Source organism: Acinetobacter lwoffii (genome assembly GCF_024129355.1).
In the GTDB taxonomy this organism is placed as follows: Bacteria; Pseudomonadota; Gammaproteobacteria; order Pseudomonadales; family Moraxellaceae; genus Acinetobacter; species Acinetobacter lwoffii_I.
Window position 1 is genome coordinate 38,740 of sequence record NZ_JAMXXP010000018.1, and the last position, 17,963, is coordinate 56,702.

The 17,963-nt window shown below is 43.2% G+C and carries 17 protein-coding genes and 1 pseudogene; 14 read left to right on the top strand and 4 right to left on the bottom strand.

Annotated elements, in window-relative coordinates:
- Window positions 1–132: 132 nt before the first annotated feature.
- The gene (locus NI468_RS09950) at window positions 133–537 is read left to right on the top strand and encodes a hypothetical protein (protein ID WP_004645721.1); all 405 of its coding nucleotides are present in this window, start codon (window positions 133–135) and stop codon (window positions 535–537) included.
- A gap of 98 nt (window positions 538–635) precedes the next feature.
- On the opposite strand, the gene NI468_RS09955 is transcribed toward NI468_RS09950, so the two are convergent.
- Window positions 636–1,982, bottom strand: coding sequence for an alanine/glycine:cation symporter family protein (locus NI468_RS09955; protein WP_253101621.1), 1,347 nt, complete (start codon window positions 1,980–1,982; stop codon window positions 636–638).
- A gap of 319 nt (window positions 1,983–2,301) precedes the next feature.
- Here NI468_RS09955 and NI468_RS09960 point away from each other — a divergent pair, with 319 nt between their 5' ends.
- The 7 genes from NI468_RS09960 (at window position 2,302) to NI468_RS09990 (ending at window position 8,442) form a co-directional block, all read left to right on the top strand.
- On the top strand, window positions 2,302–3,705 hold the full coding sequence (locus NI468_RS09960; protein WP_213687528.1) for an amino acid permease: 1,404 nt from the start codon (window positions 2,302–2,304) through the stop codon (window positions 3,703–3,705).
- A gap of 132 nt (window positions 3,706–3,837) precedes the next feature.
- Window positions 3,838–4,071 carry an LPS translocon maturation chaperone LptM gene (gene lptM, locus NI468_RS09965; protein WP_005252493.1) on the top strand — a complete coding sequence of 78 codons (234 nt, stop codon included), beginning with the start codon at window positions 3,838–3,840 and terminating at the stop codon, window positions 4,069–4,071.
- Between the two features lie 24 nt (window positions 4,072–4,095).
- Window positions 4,096–5,340, top strand: coding sequence for a diaminopimelate decarboxylase (gene lysA, locus NI468_RS09970; RefSeq protein WP_253101624.1), 1,245 nt, complete (start codon window positions 4,096–4,098; stop codon window positions 5,338–5,340).
- Window positions 5,341–5,352: 12 nt separating this feature from the next.
- The gene (dapF, locus tag NI468_RS09975) at window positions 5,353–6,198 is read left to right on the top strand and encodes a diaminopimelate epimerase (RefSeq protein WP_044111426.1); all 846 of its coding nucleotides are present in this window, start codon (window positions 5,353–5,355) and stop codon (window positions 6,196–6,198) included.
- 87 nt (window positions 6,199–6,285) lie between these two features.
- Window positions 6,286–6,891: an alpha/beta fold hydrolase gene (locus tag NI468_RS09980; protein WP_253101628.1), complete on the top strand. Its 606-nt coding sequence runs from the start codon at window positions 6,286–6,288 to the stop codon at window positions 6,889–6,891.
- Complete coding sequence (xerA, locus tag NI468_RS09985) at window positions 6,892–7,827, top strand: site-specific tyrosine recombinase/integron integrase (protein WP_253101631.1); 936 nt, start codon at window positions 6,892–6,894, stop codon at window positions 7,825–7,827.
- Window positions 7,828–8,058: 231 nt separating this feature from the next.
- A complete protein-coding gene (locus NI468_RS09990; RefSeq protein WP_164543195.1) occupies window positions 8,059–8,442 on the top strand; it encodes a hypothetical protein in 384 nt (127 codons plus the stop codon).
- 208 nt (window positions 8,443–8,650) lie between these two features.
- On the opposite strand, the gene NI468_RS09995 is transcribed toward NI468_RS09990, so the two are convergent.
- Window positions 8,651–9,145: an Lrp/AsnC family transcriptional regulator gene (locus NI468_RS09995; RefSeq protein ID WP_004645712.1), complete on the bottom strand. Its 495-nt coding sequence runs from the start codon at window positions 9,143–9,145 to the stop codon at window positions 8,651–8,653.
- A gap of 112 nt (window positions 9,146–9,257) precedes the next feature.
- On the opposite strand from NI468_RS09995, the gene NI468_RS10000 reads away from it, so the two are divergent.
- The 6 genes from NI468_RS10000 (at window position 9,258) to NI468_RS10025 (ending at window position 16,726) form a co-directional block, all read left to right on the top strand.
- A complete protein-coding gene (locus tag NI468_RS10000) occupies window positions 9,258–9,863 on the top strand; it encodes a LysE family translocator (protein ID WP_004645711.1) in 606 nt (201 codons plus the stop codon).
- 523 nt (window positions 9,864–10,386) lie between these two features.
- The gene (locus NI468_RS10005) at window positions 10,387–11,139 is read left to right on the top strand and encodes an electron transfer flavoprotein subunit beta/FixA family protein (RefSeq protein WP_004280496.1); all 753 of its coding nucleotides are present in this window, start codon (window positions 10,387–10,389) and stop codon (window positions 11,137–11,139) included.
- Between the two features lie 18 nt (window positions 11,140–11,157).
- Window positions 11,158–12,090, top strand: a complete 933-nt coding sequence (locus NI468_RS10010; RefSeq protein WP_005252481.1) for an FAD-binding protein — start codon at window positions 11,158–11,160, stop codon at window positions 12,088–12,090.
- Window positions 12,091–12,270: 180 nt separating this feature from the next.
- Window positions 12,271–12,930, top strand: coding sequence for a hypothetical protein (locus NI468_RS10015; RefSeq protein ID WP_004731795.1), 660 nt, complete (start codon window positions 12,271–12,273; stop codon window positions 12,928–12,930).
- A 320-nt stretch (window positions 12,931–13,250) separates the two neighbouring features.
- Window positions 13,251–16,232 (top strand): DNA gyrase subunit A, encoded by a 2,982-nt coding sequence (gene gyrA / locus NI468_RS10020; protein WP_253101634.1) that lies wholly within the window; start codon window positions 13,251–13,253, stop codon window positions 16,230–16,232.
- 68 nt (window positions 16,233–16,300) lie between these two features.
- Window positions 16,301–16,726 (top strand): DUF3887 domain-containing protein, encoded by a 426-nt coding sequence (locus NI468_RS10025; protein ID WP_138743382.1) that lies wholly within the window; start codon window positions 16,301–16,303, stop codon window positions 16,724–16,726.
- A 27-nt stretch (window positions 16,727–16,753) separates the two neighbouring features.
- On the opposite strand, the gene NI468_RS10030 is transcribed toward NI468_RS10025, so the two are convergent.
- Entirely contained in the window at window positions 16,754–17,854 is a 1,101-nt protein-coding gene (locus NI468_RS10030) for an ABC transporter permease (protein ID WP_253101636.1), read from the bottom strand.
- A pseudogene (locus NI468_RS10035) lies at window positions 17,851–17,963 on the bottom strand (ABC transporter permease); the annotation flags it as partial. The pseudogene NI468_RS10035 and the gene NI468_RS10030, both read right to left, overlap by 4 nt.

Genomic DNA, 17,963 nt, shown 5'->3' on the forward strand with positions numbered 1-17,963 from the left:
TGAATGCTATCAAAGACCAAGCCTTTCACCTGAAAAATCATGGTTTTTACGACAAGGTTTGTCGTTTTTATTTATGCTGATTTGAATACTGTGCGGTAACGCCGTCTATAATGCCCATCTTGTTATGCTGGAATGGAACAGATCTTGTCACAATTGCTGAAACACATTGATGCGATCGCACGTGAAAAAAACCGTGATGTGTTATTTGTGCATTTTGATCATTATGTACATCCAGATCGGGACGCAAACTCGGTTCGCCAAATGTTGATCGGCTGGCTAGAGCAACAGGGCATTGTCTATATGCCGTGTTTAGGTGTGGATCAAACCGTCCATAGTGAAATCTACCTGGGTGGTCTTTATCTGGATGTACCTTTTGATCTGCATCATAAAACCTATCAAAAATTGAGTGGATATCTGGAAGATGAACAGGGCAATATGAAAATTAAAGGCATTCAGTTTTTTGTTTTATCTTTAGGACTAGCGTTGGAGCTTGAATCTGAGTGGGACAAGCTGGCTTGTAGTGGTTTACGTTGCTAAATTTTCATGATGAAGAATGGAAAAGATGAAGCATAAAAAGCCACGATTAACGTGGCTTTTTACTATTTGAATTGAGTAGTTAAATAATAACTTATCAATTAATAAAGTTCACCAGATTTACGTCTTGCAATGAAGTCTTTCGATTCTTTGGCAATGACGCCAGACAGTAATAATAATGCGATTAAGTTCGGAACCGCCATGAGCCCATTAAAGGTATCGGCGAAGAGCCAAACCAGATCAAGGGTCGCCACACAGCCAATAAATACCGAAGCGATATAAATAATGCGATAGGGCAGCACAAACTTCTCACCGAGCAAATAAGTGGCACATTTCTCGCCATAGTAGCTCCAGCCCAAAATGGTGGAATAAGCGAAGAAAATGATCCCGAAAGTCACCACCCAGCCGCCAATACCAGGTAGCAGCTTGTCGAATACACCGATAGTCAGTACCGCACCGGTTTGATCTCCGAATGAATTACCGGCCATGATATAGCCCATTACCAGAACCATACCGGTAATTGAACAGACAATAATGGTATCAATGAAGGTACCGGTCATAGACACCAGACCTTGACGGGCTGGATGATCGGTTTTTGCCGCTGCAGCAGCAATCGGCGCAGAACCCATGCCGGCTTCGTTGGAGAATACACCACGTGCCACACCATAACGAATCGCCGCACCAATTGCACCGCCCACTGCGGCTTCTCCAGTAAAGGCATAGGTGAAGATGATTTTAAGCGCAGGAACGACCAGTTCGAGATTATTAAAAATGATAATTAATCCCCCTGCCACATAGCCTATAGCCATAATAGGAACAATCAGTGACGCTGCTCTGGAAATCGATTTAATCCCGCCCAAAATCACCAGTGCCGAAAAGGCAGTAATAATAATACCTGTCATCCAGGTTTCGATGCCCAAGCTGTTTTGCACTGCCAATGCTACGGTATTGGACTGTACGGAGCTGCCGATCCCAAAAGAAGCCAGTGCCCCGAACAAGGCAAAAATCAGCGCCAGCCATTTCCATTTCAGACCCCGCTCGATGTAGTACATCGGACCACCGGACATTTCACCTTTCTCATTTTTCACTCGGTATTTGACTGCCAGAACACCTTCGCCATATTTGGTCGCCATACCAAACAGGGCAGTCATCCACATCCAGAACACCGCACCTGGACCACCGAGGACACAGGCAGTGGCTACGCCAGCAATATTACCGGTACCAATCGTGGCAGAGAGTGCGGTCATGAGTGAAGCGAATTGGGAAATATCACCTGAATGGTCAGGATGCTTGCCAAAGACCTGTTTAAAGGCTAGGGGCAACATGCGGAACTGCCAGAACAATAAACGGAAGGTAAGGAATATCCCGGTACCAACAATCAGTACCAGCATATAAGGGCCCCAGACCCAGCCGCTTAAAGTTTCCATTAAACTTTGTAAATTTTGCATAAAATTCTTCTTATTGATCCATGTCTGTGTAGTTCGAGATATTGATTAAAAAGCAATTGCTATGCCAGATGCATTCATCCTGAATGCATAAATTGGCTGAATAGTGTTTTATTTTTTACACAGTTTTAAAAATTTGACAAGAAATTACTGGAATCTTTCAGGTCAAAAATAAAGCAAAAATGTAACTGGAGAGCGATATAAGAAAAATAAATTAACTTCTTCAATTAATCAGGAAATACAAATGATGCAAATTTTATTTTTGTATTCAGCATTTTTTACGTTAATTTGTCGCGAGTAAAACTCAAAGTTGTAATTAATAATGTCAGAAAAATATAACAATTCATCGGCAGAGCACGGTGAATTAAAGCGGAGTTTGTCCAATCGGCACCTACAGTTAATTGCCATTGGGGGCGCCATTGGAACCGGCCTGTTTATGGGTTCGGGTAAAACCATCAGTCTTGCAGGTCCTTCGATTCTGGTGATTTATATGATCATCGGTTTTATGGTCTTTCTGGTGATGCGTGCATTGGGTGAGCTGTTACTCTCCAATTTACAATATAAATCATTTATTGATTTTGCCACGGATCTGATCGGGCCTTGGGCCGGATACTTTGTTGGCTGGACCTACTGGTTGTGCTGGATTACCATCGGGATCGCGGATCTGTCAGCCATTATTTACTATCTGCAATTCTTCAATAATGGCTTGCCCTTTAGCCCTGAAGAAGGCGTCATGATCAGTGTTGCCGCGATTGTGTTTATCATGGGCTTGAATCTGGTCACGGTAAAACTGTTTGGTGAAATGGAATTCTGGTTTGCCCTGGTCAAAATTATCGCCATTGTGGTGCTGATTGCCGTTGGTCTGTGGATGGTATTTACCGGCTTTACCAATGATGTCGGTACGGTCGCATCCTTTAGTCATATCTGGGAGCATGGCGGTTTGTTCCCGACGGGTGCCATGGGCTTCCTGGCCGGTTTCCAGATTGCAATCTTTGCCTTTGTGGGGGTGGAACTGGTGGGTACTACCGCGGCTGAAACCAAAGATCCGGAAAAGAACCTGCCAAAAGCGGTGAACTCTATTCCGATCCGTATCATTATTTTCTATGTATTGGCACTGCTCATTGTGATGTCAGTAACTCCATGGAACCAGATTGACCCGAATGTCTCGCCTTTTGTAAACCTGTTCAGTCAGGCTGGCATTGCAGCGGCTGCGATCATCATGAACCTGGTGGTATTGTCCTCGGTGATGTCATCGATGAACAGTGGCGTATTCTCGACCAGCCGTATGCTGTTTGGCCTGTCGCGTGAAGAGCAGGCACCGATGGCTTTTGGTCGTCTGAACCGTCGCGCAGTGCCTGCCAATGCCTTGTATTTCTCGGCGGTATGTTTGTTGCTGGGAGCAGCACTGCAGTATTTTGTTCCGGATACAGTTCGGGCCTTTACCTTGGCAACGACTTTATCTACGATTCTGTTTATCTGTGTCTGGATCATCATTATCTGGAGCTATATCGTGTATTACAAAACACGACCAGAGCTGCATGCCAAATCGACCTTTAAATTACCAGGTGGTTTAGTGACCTGTTGGATCGTGATTATCTTCTTCCTGAGCATGATCGTGGTCTTAGCGCTGGAAGAGGATACTCGCCAGGCACTGATGATCAGTCCGATCTGGTTTATCCTGCTAATCATTGGCTATTTTGGTTTCTATAAACAGAAACATAAATAAACCTTATCAATAAAAACGTCAGCGATCTGCTGGCGTTTTTTTTTGTCTAAAGATACTCTCTAGCGTTTAACGCTTGGGTCATGCCGAATGATCGCGTTATACTTCATCGAAACTATTACATTAGGTGGTCAGATGCGCCAAGTCATTTGCTACATCAGTATCTTAGCGACGGGTCTTGCTCTTGCAAGTTGTGGACAGTCAGGTGCTTTGCACTTGCCGAATGATCCGAATTACGACAAGCGTGCCAAGTATCTGTTATACAAAAATACTGAAACTGAGCCTAAAGCGTCCGATGAAGAACGCGAGGCACCTGTGCAACAACAGTTTGCTGCACCTACCGATTCAGACGTTAAAACCACACCATAACGCTTTCACAGAAAGGATACCTTCATGAGTTTCACCCGCATTAATGGGGTATTGCACGCTGAGCAATGTTCATTACAACAGCTCGCGGAGCAATTCGGCACACCACTCTATGTTTATTCTAAAGCCACTTTGGAAAAGCATTTTTTAGATATGGATCGTGCTTTTGATTTTATCCACCATCAAATCTGTTTTGCGGTAAAGTCCAACTCTAATCTTGCGGTATTGAATGTATTGGCCAAACAGGGTGCCGGTTTTGATATTGTGACCGGTGGTGAATTGGCGCGTGTGCTGAAAGCCGGTGGTGATGCATCGAAAATCGTATTTTCGGGCTTGGGTAAATCTGAAGCGGATATCAAAAAAGCGTTGGAAGTCGGCATTGCCTGTTTCAACGTGGAATCTTATGCCGAGCTGGATCGTATCCAGAAGGTTGCGGCTGAATTAAATATCAAAGCGCCGATTTCATTACGTGTGAATCCTGATGTCGATGCCAAAACCCATCCTTATATTTCAACCGGCTTAAAAGAAAATAAATTCGGTATTCCATCGGATAGCGTGTTTGAAACTTATCAATATGCAGCGTTATTGCCAAATCTGGATGTGGTCGGGATTGACTGCCATATCGGTTCACAGCTGACTGAAACCCAGCCATTTGTGGATGCACTGGATCGTGTCATTGTGATGATTGACCAGTTAAAAGAGCTGGGCATTCACCTCAAACACATCGATATCGGTGGTGGTCTGGGTGTGACGTATAAAGATGAAACCCCGCCGTCGGTTCAAGAATATGCCAATGCGCTGCGTCCAGCTTTAGAAAAATTGGGCTTGAAAGTGTATATGGAACCGGGACGTAGTATTTCTGCCAATGCAGGTGTGCTGCTGACTAAAGTGGATCTATTAAAACCAACGAATCACCGTAATTTCGCGATTATTGATGCTGCGATGAATGACCTGATTCGTCCTGCTTTATATGAAGCATGGATGGACATTCAATCTGTTACACCTCGTACCGATGTCGAAACGAAAGAATGGGATGTCGTGGGCGCAATTTGTGAAACTGGTGATTTTCTGGGTAAAGAGCGTGAGCTTGCGATCAAGGAAAATGATGTGCTGGCAGTACTCGGTGCAGGTGCGTATGGTTTTGTGATGAGTTCAAATTACAACAGCCGTGGACGTGCTGCTGAGGTAATGGTCGATGCTGATCAGGCACATTTGATTCGTGAACGTGAGACGATTGAATCACTTTGGGAACGTGAGCGTTTATTGCCTTAAGGATAAATCAGGATGTTATTAGAATTTACCAAGATGCATGGTCTGGGCAATGACTTTATGGTGGTTGATCTGATCAGCCAGCGTGCTTATTTAGACACTTTGACCATTCAGCGTTTGGCCAATCGTAACTTTGGCATTGGTTTTGATCAACTCTTGGTGGTTGAGCCACCCGATGTCCCAAGTGCAGACTTTAAATATCGGATTTTTAATGCCGATGGTTCAGAAGTGGAACAATGTGGCAATGGCGTGCGCTGTTTTGCCAAATTTGTACATGATCGTCAGCTCACGACCAAAACCAAAATCAAGGTACAAACCAAATCTGGTATTGTAGAGCCTGAATTGGGCGCGAATGGTTGGGTACGGGTCAATATGGGCTATCCAAAATTCCTGCCTCAGGAAATTCCATTCCTGGCCGATGCACCAGAAAGCCTGTATGACATTGATCTCGCTGGCGGTGAAAAGCTGACCATTGATGTGGTCAATATGGGTAATCCACATGCGGTGACGATTGTACCGGATGTGATTGCTGCCGATGTCGCACGTATTGGTCCACAAGTTGAAACGCATGCGCGCTTCCCGGCACGAGTCAATGCTGGCTTTATGCAGATTATTGATGAAAAACATGCACGTTTACGTGTATATGAGCGTGGTGTAGGCGAGACCTTGGCTTGTGGTACAGGCGCCTGTGCTGCCGCAATTTCAGGTATGCGCCGTGGTCTGCTTTCGAGTAAAGTCGAAGTTGAACTGGCAGGCGGAAAGTTACAAATTGAGTGGAAAGAAGGTGATGTGGTCTGGATGACCGGACCAACGGCGACTGTGTATGAAGGACGTCTGGATTTACGTTATTTCCAGGGTTAAGCTTGGTTCCGCTTGAGAAAGAAGCACTGTCTGATCGATGGTGCTTTTTTTATGCTAGGATGGGAAAAACCGTAGAATTTGAATGAGATGAATACGCTTGTTTTCCTGCCGGGTGCTTCAGGAAGCCAGCACTTTTGGCAGCCATTAAGGGCAGCATTAACCAAATATCCAGATCAGCAAGTCATTGCCTATCCGGGCTTTGATGGCGTAGCACCAAATTTGGCCATTCAAAACCTGTATGATCTGCAAGAATTCGTGAAAGAAAAAATTGAGGATGATTCCATTCTGATTGCCCAGTCTATGGGCGGTGTCTTGGCCGTTGGGTTGGCACTCAATCATCCGCAGAAAGTCAAAGGGCTGGTATTGTTGGCGACATCTGGTGGCCTGAATTTGCAATCATTTCATTGTGCAGACTGGCGAACAGATTATCATGAACATTTTAAAACAGCACCGGACTGGTTTGTACAAGACCAAACTGAATTTAGCCGCATTCAGCTTGAAAGTCTTGACATTCCGATCTTACTGATCTGGGGCGATCATGATCCTTTAAGTACTGTTCAGCTTGGACAATACTTGGCAGGAATTTTTAAAAATGCAAAATTGCATATTATCCAAGGTGGAGATCATTTCTTTGCCAATTCTCATGCAAATCAGGTTGCAATGCTGATTCAAGATTATTTGGAGCAACTCTAAATGGAGCAAGCAGTGATTGTCCCACCTCAACTCTTGCTCAATATGTGGCTGAAAGAACGTGAAATTCAAAACCAGTCCAAACATACCTTGCAAGCCTATGAACGTGATGTCTCAGATTTTTTAGAGTTTTGCCAGCGTGAGCAGCTCAATTTAAATGATGTAGAAGCCACCGATTTACGCCAGTTTCTGGCTGAAAAAGTGGAACAGCATCAGCTCAGTCCTAGCAGCCTGCAACGTATGCTTTCGGCTATTCGTCAGTTTATGAAATGGGCCGAGCAGGCTCAGCATATGGCTTTTAATCCGGCGGATGATTTTCAGTTAAAACGTCAATCGCGTCCTTTGCCGGGCATGGTGGATATTGAAACCGTCAACCAAATTATTGATCAGCCTGCGCCTGAAAATGAAATACAACAGCAAATGTGGCTCCGGGACAAAGCGATTTTGGAATTGCTTTATTCGAGTGGGTTGCGTCTGGCAGAACTGCAAAGCCTGAGAATTAAAGATATTGATTTCAACCGGCAGTTATTACGCATTACTGGTAAAGGCAATAAAACCCGGATTGTGCCTTTTGGCTCCAAGGCCAAAGACAGCGTGATGGCCTGGTTGCACGTCTATCCCTTATGGAATGGTGATTTTGTGCCGGAGGCGAATGTATTTATTACCCAGAAAGGCAATCCGCTCGGTGCAAGACAAATTGAAAATCGGGTCAAGTTTCAGGCACAGCGCGCAGGCGTCAATGTCGATCTGCATCCACATTTATTAAGACATTGTTTTGCCAGTCATATGTTGTCGAATAGCCGGGACTTACGAGCCGTGCAGGAAATGCTAGGTCACAGCAATTTAACCACCACGCAAATTTACACCCATGTCGATTTTGATCATCTGGCCCAGATTTATGATCAGGCCCATCCGCGTGCGCAGCATAAAGAAGATTGATCATGTGCCCAGTTTTAAAGAATAAAAATCATGAAAATTGTATTTTTGGCACAAAACTTTCATATATAAACCTTAAAATAGAATTGAACTGAACATTGGCGTTCGGGTAAGCATTTCACTATTGTCTTATTCGTTAAATGCGCCATTTCAGGTATAACAATAACTAGTATTTAATATTTAAAATGAAATATTGCTGAGCAGTGTCTCAGTATTTGACCGATGGGAGGTGATATGGACACACTGGTAATTGCAGATATTGAGCAAAAATATGCACAGTTAAGTGAAGCTCAAAAAGAAATGTTTGCGGGTTATGGTCTGCGACAAATCAAGCATTTTGTGGAAATTAGCTTACCCAATCTTGAAGCGACCTTACCTGAAGGCGCCATCATTCAAGGGATTAATGCCGATGGAAAAGTTCAGGCCTTTAATGCGGCGACTGGACAATACTATTTATGGATTTCTGATTTGCAATGGCAATTGTCGAATCGTGCGACCCAGGCAGTCGATTTAAAAGAAGATGCGATTGCAATTTGGCAAATTTTTGAATTGGCAGACTATGAGCTGGTAGATTTAAGCCATGTACATCGTGATTTTTTAGCACAAGAAACTGAGTAAATTCTGAAGTATCCACACAGCATAATAATAAGATTCAGTCCTGTGGTTTGGCTTTGTTCACGAGGAAAAGGTTGTCTTCTATAGGCAACCTTTTCTTATAGTAGAACTTGTAATCTATGCGCTTGCAGCACAGGTTATGGTTTAAGCAAGCTACCATTATGCAAATCTTAAATTAAGAACATAGCGTCGTTGTCTAAAATCAGTTTGCCTATAAATCTTCTAAAGGCAGCTGGAAACTCTGTTTAATAATCTGGCTGGGTAAATCCGTTTTGACACTGGTAATACCATTTTTTTTAGTTAGATGTGTGGACTGGAATTTGCGATAACTTTCCAGATCAGGCACCACGACTTTCAACATAGCATCGCTCTCTCCCAAAATAATGTAGCACTCCATCACCTGAGGCAGTTCTTTCATCGCCTCAATAAAGGTATCAATGGTTTCGGCATCCTGACCGACTAACCAGATGCGTGAAAATAAAATCAGCTGAAAACCAATTTTTTGTTGGTCGACAATAGTCGTGTAATTCTGAATCACGCCTGCATCTTCCAGTAATTTTACCCGGCGTAAACAGGATGAAGGTGAAAGTCCGATTTCACGTGCCAGATCATTATTCTGAATACGGCCATTGGCCTGTAAATGTCGAATGATATTTTTATCAATTCGATCAAGTTTTACCCGCACAGACTTGGTGGATATTTTCATAAATTAGAATAATATTCGAAAAATAATACTTATTATAAAATAAATTGAAAGCCAATTTTGTAAAAAATCGCAGATACTTGTTTCACTTTCTGGAGTTTGAAAGGAAAAGGAAATGTCTGTATTTGTACTCTTTGCACTGACCGTGCTTCCCCTGATTTTTACGCCTGGACCCGATATGTTATTTATCCTGTCTCAAGTGATGGGTAAAGATGCAAAAGCAGGCATGATGGCAACCTTAGGGGTGTGTTGCGGTTATCTGGTGCATTCTATTCTGGTGGCACTCGGAATTGCGGCTATTATTATCTCTTTTCCGGTGCTGTTTGAAACAATTCGCTGGCTTGGGATTGCGTATCTGTTGTATTTGGCCTTTAATTTGCTCAAATCGGTATTCAGTAAAAAAGCGCTGAACATTGAGAAAAAGACCTCAGCCAATCCGATTAAAAAAGGTTTTTTTACTGCGCTGTTAAATCCAAAAGGCATGTTGATTTATTTTGCGATTTTGCCGCAGTTTATTGATAAATCCGCCAATACTGTCAGCCAAGGTTTGATCCTGTCCTTTATTTTTATCAGTCTGATTTTTGTAGTGTATTGTAGCTTAAGTATTTTGTTCAGCAAAATCAGCCAAAAAACCCAAATGGATGAACGTAAACAAAAATGGGTGGATGGAACTTCTGGTGGTTTACTGGCACTTGCTGCAAGCTGGCTCATCATCAATTAATCTGGTTGCAAAGAAGCATACTGTTCGCAGTATGCTTTTTTTATAATTGCGAAGATTTGAAATTAAATATTCACTTTGTCGGCGTAGAATTCAATGCGCTGGTTTATTATTTGGTCAATTTGTCTTTATATTAGGTTTAATTCGCTCTCAAAAAGAGTTCTGTCCAAAATGACAAAAGCTGACATACGTATATTCCGGCTGTTTTGCTTCAAGCTGCTTTAAATCAATTTAAATTAAATGTGATCAATCAAAACTTCTGATGTGATTAATCAGATAAAAAAATAATATAAATCAATGGTTAAATTTTAAGTAAATATTGATACATTTCATTGTAATAAAACGATAACAATTAATTGTGAACGCATCGTTCAGGGAAAATTACGCATTTTTACACCTCTTTGTTGAATTGTGACTTGACCGAAATGCCGTACACATTGCAAGATAGGGCACCTAAAAAAATTTAAGTGAAGAGTTACACTAACTTTTCTCAACATTTACATTTGCTAAAACAGCCGAGGATTACATGAAGGCTCTTGTTGCTGTAAAACGTGTGGTTGATGCCAACGTTAAAGTTCGTGTTAAACCGGACAACAGTGGTGTTGACTTAACTAACGTTAAAATGTCAATTAATCCATTCTGTGAAATCGCAGTGGAAGAAGCGGTTCGTTTAAAAGAAAAAGGAACTGTTTCAGAAATCATTGTTGTTTCTATTGGTCCTAAAGAAGCCCAAGAACAGATCCGTTCTGCAATGGCGCTTGGTGCTGACCGCGGTATTCTGGTTGAAGCTGATGACAGCCAACTGGGTGCGCTGGAAATCGCTAAAATTCTGAAAGGCGTTGTTGACGCTGAACAACCACAATTGATCCTTCTGGGTAAGCAAGCAATTGATGATGACTCGAATCAGGTTGGTCAGATGCTTGGCGCTCTAATGGGTGCAGGTCAAGGTACATTCGCTTCTGAAGTAAAAGTAGATGGCGATAAAGTACAAGTAACACGTGAAGTAGACGGCGGTTTACAAACTGTTGAGCTGAAACTTCCAGCAATCATTACCACGGACTTGCGTTTGAACGAGCCTCGTTATGCGGCACTTCCAAACATCATGAAAGCGCGTAAAAAACCGCTGGATACCAAGTCACCTGCAGATTTCGGTGTAAACCCTGCAACTAAACTGAAAACAGTGAAAGTTGAATCACCTGCAGAGCGTAAAGCTGGCGTACAAGTGAAGTCTGTAGACGAGCTTGTAGAAAAATTGAAAAACGAAGCGAAAGTGATCTAATACAGAAGGATAAAAATCATGAGTATTTTAGTTATCGCTGAGCACGACAACAAAGCATTAAACGCTGCTACTTTAAACGTTGTTGCTGCAGCGCAAAAAATCGGTGGTGATATCACTGTATTGGTTGCTGGTTCTGGCGCTCAGGCAGTTGCTGACCAGGCGGCTAAAGTTGCGGGCGTAAGCAAAGTATTACTTGCTGATGACGCTGCTTATGCAAACCAATTGGCTGAAAATGTGGCTAAACTTGTTGCTGAATTAGGTAAAGGCTATACACATATCCTTGCTGCTTCTACAACAACTGGTAAAAACATTTTGCCACGTGCAGCTGCGCTTCTTGACGTAAGCATGATCACTGACATCATTGCGGTAGATGGTCCTAAGACTTTCAAACGTCCGATCTATGCAGGTAACGCAATTGCGACTGTAGAATCAGGCGAAAGCATCGTATTGGCGACTGTTCGTGGTACAGCATTTGATGCTGTAGCTGCTGAGGGTGGTTCTGCTGCTGTTGAAGCTGCTGCGTCTACTGGTGATGCCGGTATTTCTAAGTTTATCAACGAAGAAATCGTAAAATCTGAACGACCTGAACTGACAGCTGCGCGTATTGTGGTTTCTGGTGGTCGTGGTGTAGGTTCTGGTGAGAACTATCACAAGATCCTTGATCCATTGGCCGACAAGCTTGGTGCTGCTCAAGGTGCATCACGTGCTGCGGTAGATGCTGGCTTCGTACCAAACGATATGCAAGTGGGTCAAACTGGTAAAATCGTTGCACCTGACCTGTACATCGCTGTAGGTATCTCTGGTGCGATTCAGCATTTGGCTGGTATGAAAGAATCTAAAGTGATCGTTGCGATCAACAAAGATGAAGAAGCGCCAATCAATGCAGTCGCTGACTACTGGTTAGTCGGTGACCTGAACACTGTAATTCCAGAATTGGTTTCTAAAATCTAATTTCTGAATCGGGTTCAAAATACGCTCTTGTGCAAGCAGTGAAAGCAATGCTTTACTGTTTTGTCCAAGGGCGTTTTTTTTATGCAAAAATTTTAAAAATACTCTACAGTCGAAACTAGAGTATTTCATTTGCATGAAAAGTGATAAAATCCCGGTTTGCTTTTTCTCCTGTTTTTAATCATGTCCTTTTCCAAAGCCGCCCATATCCTGTTTATTAGTTTTTTGCTGATTGCGCTTTATCTGGGTATTTGTATTCATACTGCCCTGAATGCACCAGCTTCGGTAACTCAGTATTTATTTAGTGAATCAGGCGCTTTTGAAGTCATGAGTCCATGGTTATGGTACTTGCTGGCAGTGCTGTGTTTGCTTAATGTTGAAATCAAACCTAATACCCGAGTGTTTACGGCTATAGCAGCGACATTGTTGGGATTAAGGGAAATGGATTTCCATAAGCAGGTGTTTGAAATGAGTTTTATCAAAACTAATTTCTATCGCAGTGCTGAAATTCCGCTCATGGATAAGCTGCTCGGATTTATTTTATTGCTCGGCATTATTTTTGTCTTTCTGGTACTGGCGAAAAAGCTGGTTCAAACCATACGAAGCATGAAGAATTCTTTGAATATTGCACATTTTTTTATCTTTCTCACCATTGCCTGTGGCGGACTGAGCAAGGTGCTGGATCGCACGACCTCAACCCTGAAAGAAGAATTCGGCATCCAGTTGGTACCGCATACTCAAATCATGATTATGACCATTGAGGAAGGGGTAGAAATGTTATTGCCAGTTTTATTGATTGTGGCTGTGCTGAGCTATCGTAAAGTACTGAACCAGGCACAATAAAAATATAGAAAAAACGATGAAGATGCGCCAGTTGATTGGCGCATTTTGTTTTTGTAGTACTGTATTTCTCAAAATTTGAGGTATTGAAAAATCCTGTCTGGATGCGCTAATTTTCGGTTTTCAAATAACAAGAAAATGATCACTAAAATGAAGATAATTAACAAGGTTAAGCTGAATATTTCGACACAAAAATACAAGTGTTTATGCTATAATTTAGGGCTGTATTTTAGTTTTTAACTCAGTCGTTTGAGTTAATGATTTTGCTAGTTTTACGACATATAAATACAAGCCAAAATTGGCTTGTAGAATAAGGAGTATGCATGAGCGTATCGGAAATTAGACCGATTGCCATTGAGGATGAACTTAAAAGCTCATATCTCGATTATGCGATGAGCGTGATTGTGTCACGTGCATTGCCCGATGTACGAGATGGTTTAAAACCTGTTCATCGTCGTGTGCTTTTCGCAATGCACGAATTAGGCAATGACTATAACAAAGCTTATAAAAAGTCTGCACGTGTAGTCGGTGACGTGATCGGTAAATATCACCCGCATGGTGATTATGCCGTATACGAAACCATTGTACGTATGGCGCAAGATTTCAGCTTGCGTTACCAATTGGTTGATGGTCAAGGTAACTTCGGTTCGGTCGATGGCGATAGCGCAGCAGCCATGCGTTATACCGAAGTGCGTATGCGTAAACTGACCCACGAACTGTTAGCGGATCTTGAAAAAGATACCGTCGAGTGGGAAGACAACTACGATGGCTCTGAGCGTATTCCTCAGGTGATGCCCACCCGTGTACCGAACTTATTGGTTAATGGTGTAACCGGTATTGCGGTGGGTATGGCGACCAATATGGCGCCGCATAACATGACTGAAGTTGTGAATGCGTGTCTGGCCTATGCCAATGATCCCCAGATCAGCATCGAAGGGTTGATGGAACACATTTCTGGTCCGGACTTCCCGACAGGCGGTATTATTTACGGTAAATCGGGCATCGTGGATGCCTACCGTACAGGTAAAGGCCGTTTACACATCCGTGGCAAGTATCACTTCGAAGAAGATCCGAAGAATGGCCGTACCACGATCGTGTTTACGGAAATTCCATATCAGGTCAATAAAGCAAAAACCATTGAACGTATTGCTGAACTGGTTAAAGAGAAAAAACTGGAAGGTATTTCCGAGCTGCGTGACGAGTCTGACAAAGACGGTATGCGTATCGCGATTGACTTGAAACGTGGCGAAAACGCCGAAGTGATCGTGAACAACCTGTTCCAGAATACGCAACTTGAAAACTCTTTCAGCATCAACATGGTCTGCCTGGACAATGGCCAGCCTAAACTGATGAACCTGAAAGATATTATTGCAGCGTTTATCCGTCACCGTCAGGAAGTAGTCACGCGTCGTACCATGTTCGAATTACGCAAAGCGCGTGAACGTGGTCATATCTTGGAAGGTTTAACCGTTGCTCTGGCGAATATTGATGCCATCATCGAAACCATCAAAAGTTCTGCAAACCCGGCTGAAGCGCGTGAGCGTTTGCAGGCAGGTGAGTGGGCAGGTGGCGGTGTATTGGCATTGCTAGAAAAAGCTGGCTCAGTTTCTGTACGTCCGGATGAGATTGAAGGTGAAGACCCAAGTCGTCCGTTTGGTCTGGATGGCGATATTTATCGTCTGTCACCAACCCAAGTCAATGCGATTATGGAACTGCGTCTGCATCGTTTAACCGGTCTTGAACAAGACAAGTTACATGCTGAATATAGTGAAATTCTGGCGCAAATTGCTGAACTGACTGCAATTTTAAATGACTTTAATCTGTTGATGAATGTGATTCGCGAAGAGCTTGCGTTAATTCTGCAGCAATATGGCGATGCACGTAAAACGTCGATAGTTGAATCACGTATCGATTTCTCTCGTGAAGATCTGATTCCTGAAGAGCAAATGGTGCTGACGGTTTCAAAAACAGGCTATGCGAAAACTCAACCATTGTCTGATTACGCCGCACAGCGTCGTGGTGGCCGTGGCAAGTCTGCGACCAGCATGAAAGAAGACGATTACATTCAACATCTGATTGTGACGTCAAGTCATGCGACAGTACTTTGCTTTACCAACGTTGGTAAGGTCTATCGTCTGAAAGTGTATGAAGTGCCACAAGCCTCACGTGGTGCCAAAGGTCGCCCAATGGTGAACTTGTTGCCGCTGGATGAAAACGAGACCATTACCGCGATCTTGCCGGTGATCGATGCGCCGAAGAAATTCAAAGAACGTCTGGCTGACTTCAAGGCATTTGTCAAAGCCAATGCAGCGCAGTTGCAAGCCAATGAAGTGATCAATGCTCATTTTGCCGAGCTTGAAGCAGCGCTGACAGAATCTGAAGATGGTGCGGATGATATTTCTGATGCATTGCGTATTCAATTGAAACAGTTGGGCTTGGAGCTTTCTGCAACAGATCTTGATGATGACATCATCAATGACTTTGCTCAGCAGGCTGAAGCGGTACGTAAAAACTTCTATGTGTTTATGGCGACTGAATACGGTACGATTAAACGTGTAGAGCTTGAACAGTTCTCGAATGTTCGTTCAAACGGTTTACGTGCGATTGAGCTGAATGGCGATGATACCCTCATCGGTGTAGCGATTACTGACGGTGAACAGCAAATCATGTTGTTCTCGAATGAAGGTAAAGCTATTCGCTTCGCAGAGACGGATGTACGTTCAATGGGGCGTTCTGCCAAAGGTGTACGCGGTATGCGCGTGACCATTGGTGCAGCTGCACAGCTAGAAGAAAATGACGAAACTGAGATCGAGTCTGATGACGAAGATGGTTCAGATTCAGCATTGATTAGCCGAATCGTATCACTGGTGGTTGTACCTGAAACTGGCGAAGTACTGTGTGCATCTGAAAATGGTTATGGTAAACGTACTCCAGTAGACGACTTCCCGACCAAGAAACGTGGCGGTAAGGGCGTGATTGCGATCAAGACCTCTGAACGTAATGGTCAATTAGTGGGCGCTGTTGCCATTGATGCGTCTAAAGAACTGATGCTGATTTCAGATGGCGGTACGCTGGTTCGTACCCGTGCATCTGAAGTGGCGCAAACTGGTCGTAACGCACAGGGTGTTCGTCTGATCCGCTTAGGTAATGAGGAATTGCTGGTCGGTGTGGTTTCAATCGAAGCTGTTGAAGAAGATGAGTTTGTTGAAGCGATTGAAAGCGAAGACGCTTTAGTGGCAGAAACAGATTCAGCAGCTGAAACTGAGCAAGTTGAAAAAGATGGTGAAAATTCAGTAGAAGAATAAGTTTTTTACTGATAAAAAGGGCGCTTCGGCGTCCTTTTTTATAAACCTTGACCGCATAAGGGTAAGCGATGAAAACCAAATTAATGTTGTTAGCAGCAGCGGTTGCATTGAGTGGCTGTAATTCAATGGACAATATTCCGAATCCGAGTCCTGAACAGGAAAAGGCGGCACAGCTAGCCTATGAGGATTTGCGTGACGGGAAATATGAGGAATTTCTGGATCAGTTAGAACCGCAGTTGCAAACCCAGTTTAAGGATAATGAAAAGCTGATGAAACGCTTTTCACGTTCAATTCCTCAAGGTGAATACAAGTCTAAGACTTTAATGACCAAAGAGATTGAAGAAGCAACCAATCAGCCTGGACAATATAAGGTTAGCTATGAAATTGCCTATCCGGAGAATCTGGTTCAGTATGATGTGAGTTTTGACAAGCCGAATGGTAGCAACAAGATTCGTAATTTCAATATTCAGGTCTTTGGCGAGTCGAATAAATAAGTGGAATAGGAGCATTGCTATAATGTTCTATCTGCTTTGATGACCAGAAATTAAACGTCGATAAGCCAAGAAAAAGCACATGCTGCCGATCATTCCAAGATAGAGCAGTTTAGGTAAGACCAGTGTTGTAGGCACACCCATTTGATTGAGTTGAATAAACATCTGCACAATTTGGGTAGAGGGCAGGATTTCGCCAACGACTTGCATCCAGATAGGCATGGCTGCATGCGGCCAGGCAGCACCAGATAAAAAGAACAGCGGAATGGAAGTAAACACAATTACATGACCCGCACGTTCTGGCAGATCCAGAAAACTGGCAAATAGACAGGTCATGCCAATTATCGTGTAGATAAAAACCGGAACAGCCAGTAGCATTCCAAGCAGGTTGCCACCGCGCGGATAATCAAATAGCCAGAAGCTAAAGCCGAATAAATAGAAACATCCCAGACAGCCAATGGTGAAGACCGCTAAACACATTCCAATCAACGCATTTGTATTTAATTCTACTTTTCTTTCCCGATATACTAAAATCAGCATACTCAAACCCAAAAGAATGGTTTGGTGGATAATTAAAGGTGCAACCGCAGGAAAGACATAACTGCCATAGCCGGACAGCGGATTAAATAAAGGAATTTGATGCACTGAAATAGCAGGTGAAAAATCCGAGACCTTGCTAAAGCGTTCAGTATAGTCTGCCAAAGTTTGCTCAACTGATGTAGCTAAGCCCAGACCAATTTGTTTGGTCACTAAAAAGTTGGCAGTGCTTAAATACAGTCCAATTCCGCCTGTTTCACCATGCCTTAAGCTTTGCGATAAATTGTCCGGTAGTAACAAGATACCATCGGCTTTTTGAGATTCAACCCATTGTTTGGCTTCGGCAAAATTGCCGGTAATCGCCTGAATTTCGACATTGGGGCTTTGTGCCACCTGACCAATAATACGGGTGCTTAAGCTACTTTGTTCTTCATCGACAATAATAATCGGTAAGGCTTCAGCCTGCTGTGCCTGATAAGCGGTTGGATAAAAAAAGCTGTAAAACAAGACGGATAGAATCAGCGTGGTAAAGATCGTGCCGTGACTGACGATATCTTTAAAGCTTTGTAGATAGTAAAACCAAAGGGATTTCATGGTGTTGCTCCTTTGGCGATTTTTTTAAGAAACAGATAAGCCAGCAGAGCGTAGACTAGGGCATAGATCAGCAGCATTAATCCAGCTTGCAGTGAAATATGCAATGGAC

Bases quoted from the DNA above. Each gene is read 5' to 3' on its own strand.
- NI468_RS09950 (WP_004645721.1), top strand. From the start codon at position 133: ATGGAACAGATCTTGTCACAATTGCTGAAACACATTGATGCGATCGCA.
- NI468_RS09955 (WP_253101621.1), bottom strand. From the start codon at position 1,982: ATGCAAAATTTACAAAGTTTAATGGAAACTTTAAGCGGCTGGGTCTGG.
- NI468_RS09960 (WP_213687528.1), top strand. From the start codon at position 2,302: ATGTCAGAAAAATATAACAATTCATCGGCAGAGCACGGTGAATTAAAG.
- lptM (WP_005252493.1), top strand. From the start codon at position 3,838: ATGCGCCAAGTCATTTGCTACATCAGTATCTTAGCGACGGGTCTTGCT.
- lysA (WP_253101624.1), top strand. From the start codon at position 4,096: ATGAGTTTCACCCGCATTAATGGGGTATTGCACGCTGAGCAATGTTCA.
- dapF (WP_044111426.1), top strand. From the start codon at position 5,353: ATGTTATTAGAATTTACCAAGATGCATGGTCTGGGCAATGACTTTATG.
- NI468_RS09980 (WP_253101628.1), top strand. From the start codon at position 6,286: ATGAATACGCTTGTTTTCCTGCCGGGTGCTTCAGGAAGCCAGCACTTT.
- xerA (WP_253101631.1), top strand. From the start codon at position 6,892: ATGGAGCAAGCAGTGATTGTCCCACCTCAACTCTTGCTCAATATGTGG.
- NI468_RS09990 (WP_164543195.1), top strand. From the start codon at position 8,059: ATGGACACACTGGTAATTGCAGATATTGAGCAAAAATATGCACAGTTA.
- NI468_RS09995 (WP_004645712.1), bottom strand. From the start codon at position 9,145: ATGAAAATATCCACCAAGTCTGTGCGGGTAAAACTTGATCGAATTGAT.
- NI468_RS10000 (WP_004645711.1), top strand. From the start codon at position 9,258: ATGTCTGTATTTGTACTCTTTGCACTGACCGTGCTTCCCCTGATTTTT.
- NI468_RS10005 (WP_004280496.1), top strand. From the start codon at position 10,387: ATGAAGGCTCTTGTTGCTGTAAAACGTGTGGTTGATGCCAACGTTAAA.
- NI468_RS10010 (WP_005252481.1), top strand. From the start codon at position 11,158: ATGAGTATTTTAGTTATCGCTGAGCACGACAACAAAGCATTAAACGCT.
- NI468_RS10015 (WP_004731795.1), top strand. From the start codon at position 12,271: ATGTCCTTTTCCAAAGCCGCCCATATCCTGTTTATTAGTTTTTTGCTG.
- gyrA (WP_253101634.1), top strand. From the start codon at position 13,251: ATGAGCGTATCGGAAATTAGACCGATTGCCATTGAGGATGAACTTAAA.
- NI468_RS10025 (WP_138743382.1), top strand. From the start codon at position 16,301: ATGAAAACCAAATTAATGTTGTTAGCAGCAGCGGTTGCATTGAGTGGC.
- NI468_RS10030 (WP_253101636.1), bottom strand. From the start codon at position 17,854: ATGAAATCCCTTTGGTTTTACTATCTACAAAGCTTTAAAGATATCGTC.